The following is a 5219-nucleotide window of genomic DNA, read 5'->3' on the forward strand; positions in this document are numbered from 1 at the left end:
AGACAGCTGGAAGCCGCCGTCGCGCACCACCGCGTCGAAGCATTGCAACTCGTGAAGCGTGAAGTCCGTCATTGTCGAAAGAACCTACAGGTTACGTCCATTCTTTGTAATAGAACTCTGCAGGCGGTGTTCCTAGGCTGAGCACATAGCTGCACAGCCACTCCCGCGAAACACCTGGAGCTGACATGACTTCTCACGTGCGTACGTCCATCACCACCGGCGACGGCGTCCGCATCGCCTACCGTTTCGACGGCGACGAGAACAAGCCGGTGCTGCTGCTCTCGAACTCCATCGGGACCGACCTGCACATGTGGGACGGCCAAGTGCAGGCTCTGACCGAGCACTTCCGGCTGCTGCGCTACGACGCGCGCGGCCACGGCGCCTCCGACGTCCCCGCCGGCCCCTATTCCCTGGACCGGCTGGGGCGCGACGTGGTGGAGCTGCTCGATGCCCTGGGCCTGCAGCGGGTGCACGTGCTGGGCCTGTCCCTGGGCGGCATCGTCGCGCAGTGGCTGGGGATCCACGTGCCGCAGCGCATCGACCGCCTGGTGCTGTCCAACACCGCCGCCTACCTCGGCCCGCCCAGCCAGTGGGACCAGCCGATCGCCGACCTGCTCCAAGCCCCCGACATGCAGGCCACCGCGGAGAGCTTCCTGCACAACTGGTTCCCGGCCCGCATGCTGCACGGCGACAACGAAGTGGTCGAGGGCTTCCGCCGCACCCTGCTGGCCACCCAGCGCGAGGGCGTGGCCGGCAGCTGGGCCGCGGTGCGCGACTACGACCTGCGCCGCACGGCCACGCTCATCCCCAACCCGACCCTGGTCATCGCGGGCGAGCACGACACCGTCACCTCCGCCGACCACGGCAAGGAACTCGCCGCGATCGTCCCCGGCGCCCGGTTCACCGTCCTGCCCACGGTGCACTTGGCCAACGTCGAAGGCCAGACGCAGTTCCTGGAGGTCGTGCTGTCCTTCCTCACCGAGCATTCCTGACCGCCACTCCCCCGGCCGGGAGACTCACTCCCGGCCGGAAGCGTGCCGCTACACCGGCTTGGCCAAGGTCCGGGCCGCGTGGAACTGCTGCTCGGCCTCGGCCGGGCGGCCCGCTGCCGCATAGGTGCGGCCGAGGCGCTGGCGGACCTCCGTCTCCAGGGGCCTGCTGGTGTGCTCGGTGAGCGTCGCCAGGGCCTGGCGCTGGAGGGTGATGGCCAGCGGCAGGTTGCCGAGGCCGTGTTCCGCGGCGCCGAGCAGGGACAGGCTCGTCGCGCGCAGTTGCAGGTCTCCGACCTCCAGGGCCAGGTCAGCCGCCCGCCGCGCCAGGTCTTTGACCTCGGTGTGCCGGCCGAGGGCCAGGTGGGCCTCGGCGGTGAAGCACAGGGTCTTGCTGATCATTCTGGGGCGGCCGATCTTCTCGGCGAAGGTGAGGGAGGTGGCGTAGTACGTGAGCGCTTCCTCGTGGCGTCCCTGCTGGTCGTGCAGGGCGCCCAGATTGCAGCTCGACATCCCCGCCAGCCAGTCGTCCTCGAGCCGTTCCGCTTGCCCCATCACCTCGCTCAGGTGGGCGGCCGCCTCCGTCAAGCGGCCCAGCGCACGCTCCGCGGCCCCCATGACGGCGGTGGCCCGCGCCTGTTCGCGAAGATCGCCCTGGTGGCGGGCGAGGCGCAGCGCATCGGCGCACCACGCGTGAGACTGCTCGAAGCGCCCCTGGTAGATGTCCGCGATGGCCAGGCAGTTGCGCAAGGAGGAGGGCATCCGCCGGTCATCGGCCAGGTCGGAGCCGGGCAGCGCGAGCTCCAGGGCGGAGCGGCACTCGTGGAAGCGGCCCTGGCGCACCAGCGGGTCGACCAGGGCTTCGGCGATCCAGCAGGCGTACTCGCGTTCTTCGGCGGCCGCCGCGAAGGCCACCACGTCGAGGAGTTGGCCGCCCGCGGCCTCCAGCCACGCGTCGGCTTCCTGCCAGTCGCCGAACGGGGCGTGGGAGACATCGGGGCCGGTGGGATAGCCCTCGGGTCCCCAGTCGCTGGCCATGCGCCCGGCAGCCGTGTAGAGGTGCAGCACGGCGGTGCGGTCCGCGGCGGCCTCGTGGGGCACGCCGGCGGCGAGGCGGCGTGTGTGGTCGCGTACGAGATCGTGCAGGCGGTAGCGGCCGGGGCGGGGCTGCTGCAGCAGGCTCGCGTCGACCAGCCGCTCCAGGAGGTCCTCGGCGTCCAGGGGCGGGCAATCGAGCATGACGGCGGGAGTGAGGCAGTCGAACTCGGCGGTCGGTGCTTGGCTCAATGCCCTAAAGGTGCGGCGCAGTTCGGGTGCGAGCAGGTCGTAGGACATCCGGAAGGCGGCGTCCACGCTGCGGTCCTCGGCGGTGAGTTCGCCCAGCCGGCGTTCGTCGTGGGACATCCGGCCGACCAGGTGGGCCAGCGTCCAGGAGGGGCGGTTCTGCAGCCGTGCCCCGGCGATGCGCAACGCGAGCGGGAGGCCGCCGCAACGGCGGGCGAGTTCCTGCGCGGCCTCTGGTTCCTGTCCGGCGCGGCTCTGGCCGAGCAGGCGCCTGAGCAGGGTGACCGCCTCGCTCGTGTCCAGAGGCTCCACGGTGAGCCGCCGGTCGGCGTCGAGCCCGGGCAGCCGCTGGCGGCCCGCCACCAGCACCCGGCTGCCCGGGCCCGCGGGCAGCAAGGGACGCACCTGTTCCGCAGTGCGTGCGTCGTCCACGACCAGCAGCAGCCGCAGGGTACTGGTGGCCGCCCGCCAGGCGGTCACCAACTCGTGTAGATCGTCCGGCAGTTCATCACCGGCGCCGTTGACGGCCCTGAGCAGTTGGTGCAGTGCGCGTTGCGGGCGCAGGCTCTCGTGGGGTGCGCCGTGCGTGTGCAGGTCCACGAACAGGCAGCCGTCCGGGTACTGGTCGTGCACCGCCCAGGCGGCGCGCACCAGCAGCGCGGTCTTGCCGACGCCGGCCGTGCCGTCCACGGCGGCCACGGAGACCGATCCGTCCGGCACCGGGGCGGTGAGCAGGGCGAGTTCTGCCTGTCGGCCCACCAGCCAGGCGGTGTCGCCGGGCAGGTCGTTGCGGCGGGGGCGCGAGGGAGCGGCAGAAGGCTCTGATGCCGGCGACGGTGCGGGTGCGGCTGCCGGGCGCGGCGAGTGCGCGGGGGCGGCGCCCGTGGCGCGGGGCGGCCCGCCAGGGCCCAGCAGCAGCGGATCATCACGGCGCAGCACCCCCTGGTGCACCCGGCGCAGTTCCTCGCCGGGCTCCACGCCCAGTTCCTCGCGCAGCCGGTCCCGGGTCTCGCGGTAGACGGCGAGCGCTTCGGCCTGGCGTCCGCTGCCGTACAGGGCGCGCATGCGCAGGGCCGCGAGGGGTTCGTCGTAGGGCTGCGCCGCGGGCGCGTCCGGCAGTTCGTCCAAGGCCTCCGTGTACCGGCCCAGGAGTACCAGGCACTCCGCTCGCTCCTGGTGGAGGGTGCGGCGCTGCCGGGCAAGCCGCTGCCGCTCGGCGTCGGCGAGCGGTCCGGGCAGGCCGGCCAACGGCTCTCCGTGGAAGAGGTCCAGCGCCCGCGTGCACCCGTCGAGGGCGCCGGCAAGGTCGCCTTCGGTCTTCGCGCCGCGTACCGCGGCGGCGTGTTGTGCCAACTCGGCGACGTCCGTGCGTGCTTGGCCGGGTACGAAGCGGTAGCCGCCCCGCTCACCGCGGATGACGGATGCGGTGGGGACGGTGCCGGGCACGTCCAGTGTCTTGCGCAGGGGGTAGACGTAGCTGGGCAGGACGCGGCGCCCGGTTCCCGGTGGTTCGAGTCCCCATACGTCGTCCAGGAGTTGCTGATGGGTGACCAGCTTCTCCGCCCGCAGGATCAGCGCGGCCAGCACGGCCTGCCGCCGTACGGGCCCCAGGTCCAGCGACGCCTTGCCGCGGTGGGCGCCGAGCGGTCCGAGCAGGGCCAGACGCAGCCGGTCCGCCGCGATCTGCCCGCCTGCCGGATCTGCCGGGCCTGCCGGATCTGCCGGTCCTGAAGTATGCGTCGCGTCAGGCGGGTTGCATCCGCCCCGGCGGGAGCCTGCGTCCGCCGCGCCACTCGTATCCGCTCTGTTCGTACCCACTTCGAAGTCCCCCGTGGTCTCAGCAGTTACCGCAGTACCCCGTTGTCCCTGCGGCAGCCCCGTCCTCTGCTTCAGCAGAATTTCATCGGCATTGCAGTGTCTCGCGAGAGGGTTCGGCGCGTCGTGCCCGGTCCCGGTCGAACCGTTCCGGCCACGTCCCCGGGGAGGGGTCCTGCCCCTCCCAAGGACATGGACCGCAGGAAAGCGAGTTGTCTTGTGAGTGAGAACCCGCAGGTGAGCCCCCGTCAGGGCTTCGGCGAGAGCCCTCAGGCCCCCGGCCAGGTGCCGCTGCCCCCGATGCCGGGCCAGGCACCGCCGGCGCCGCCGCACGCGCCGGGCCCGCCCTCCGCCTGGTCGCAGCCGGCCCCGGCGGGCGGTCCCGGCCTCCCCGGCGGTCCGGGCGGCCCGGGACCTCGCGGCGGCCGTTCTCGTATGTGGCTGATCGGCGGCGCCGCGGCGCTCGTGGCGGCCGTGGTCATCGGCGTGGTCGTCGCCACGTCGGGGGACGACGACAAGAAGAGCGCTGCGGGCAAGCCTCCCGGCGCGCCGGGAGGCGTCACCGAGCCGAAGGCGCCGTCCAAGGGCAAGACGTTCACCAAGGTGCCCAAGGGCTGCGAGCTCATCAAGGCGTCGACGATCGAGAAGATCGCGCCCGGCGGCGAGTGCACGCCGGGCCTGATGGACGACAAGGACCTGGCCACAATGATCACCAGGATGCCGCGCTGGGAGCCGGCCGACTACGGCGGCACCTACCAGAGCCTGGATGTCAGCCTCACGGTCGGCGCGAACGTCGACGGTCAGTACGACCTCAAGAAGAAGAGCGCGCTCAGCACCCTCAAAGGCATGCGCAAGGTGGAAAGTTCCCGGCCGGTGAGCGGGCTCGGCAAGGAGGCCGTCGTCGTCGCCACCGTCGACGCCCGGGACGGGACTCTGGCCCAGGCCTCGGTGGTGGTGATGGAAGGCAACGCCTCACTGAACGTGGACTTCACCTACAGCCGGGCGAACTCCGACACCACCAGCAAGCAGGCCGAGGAAGCCGCCATCACCGCCGCCCGCGATGTGCTCGCCTCGCTGAGCTGACCGCCGCGGCAACGTCGTGTACCCACATCCCCGCAACGGCGGCGACCC

The 5219-nt window shown here is 72.0% G+C and carries 3 protein-coding genes; 2 read left to right on the forward strand and 1 reads right to left on the reverse strand.

Annotation, left to right across the window (positions count from 1 at the left end):
• The first annotated feature begins 185 nt into the window (after positions 1-185).
• Positions 186-992, forward strand: coding sequence for a 3-oxoadipate enol-lactonase (gene pcaD, locus ACQKIP_RS38970; RefSeq protein ID WP_365857043.1), 807 nt, complete (start codon positions 186-188; stop codon positions 990-992).
• A 48-nt stretch (positions 993-1040) separates the two neighbouring features.
• On the opposite strand, the gene ACQKIP_RS38975 is transcribed toward pcaD, so the two are convergent.
• Positions 1041-4091 carry an AfsR/SARP family transcriptional regulator gene (locus ACQKIP_RS38975; protein WP_365857041.1) on the reverse strand — a complete coding sequence of 1017 codons (3051 nt, stop codon included), beginning with the start codon at positions 4089-4091 and terminating at the stop codon, positions 1041-1043.
• Positions 4092-4325: 234 nt separating this feature from the next.
• Between ACQKIP_RS38975 and ACQKIP_RS38980 the strand changes: the two genes are divergently transcribed.
• Positions 4326-5171 (forward strand): hypothetical protein, encoded by an 846-nt coding sequence (locus ACQKIP_RS38980; RefSeq protein ID WP_365857038.1) that lies wholly within the window; start codon positions 4326-4328, stop codon positions 5169-5171.
• Positions 5172-5219: the final 48 nt, after the last annotated feature.

This window comes from Streptomyces sp. NPDC059900, from assembly GCF_050270335.1.
Lineage (GTDB): Bacteria > Actinomycetota > Actinomycetes > Streptomycetales > Streptomycetaceae > Streptomyces.

Bases quoted from the DNA above. Each gene is read 5' to 3' on its own strand.
- pcaD (WP_365857043.1), top strand. From the start codon at position 186: ATGACTTCTCACGTGCGTACGTCCATCACCACCGGCGACGGCGTCCGC.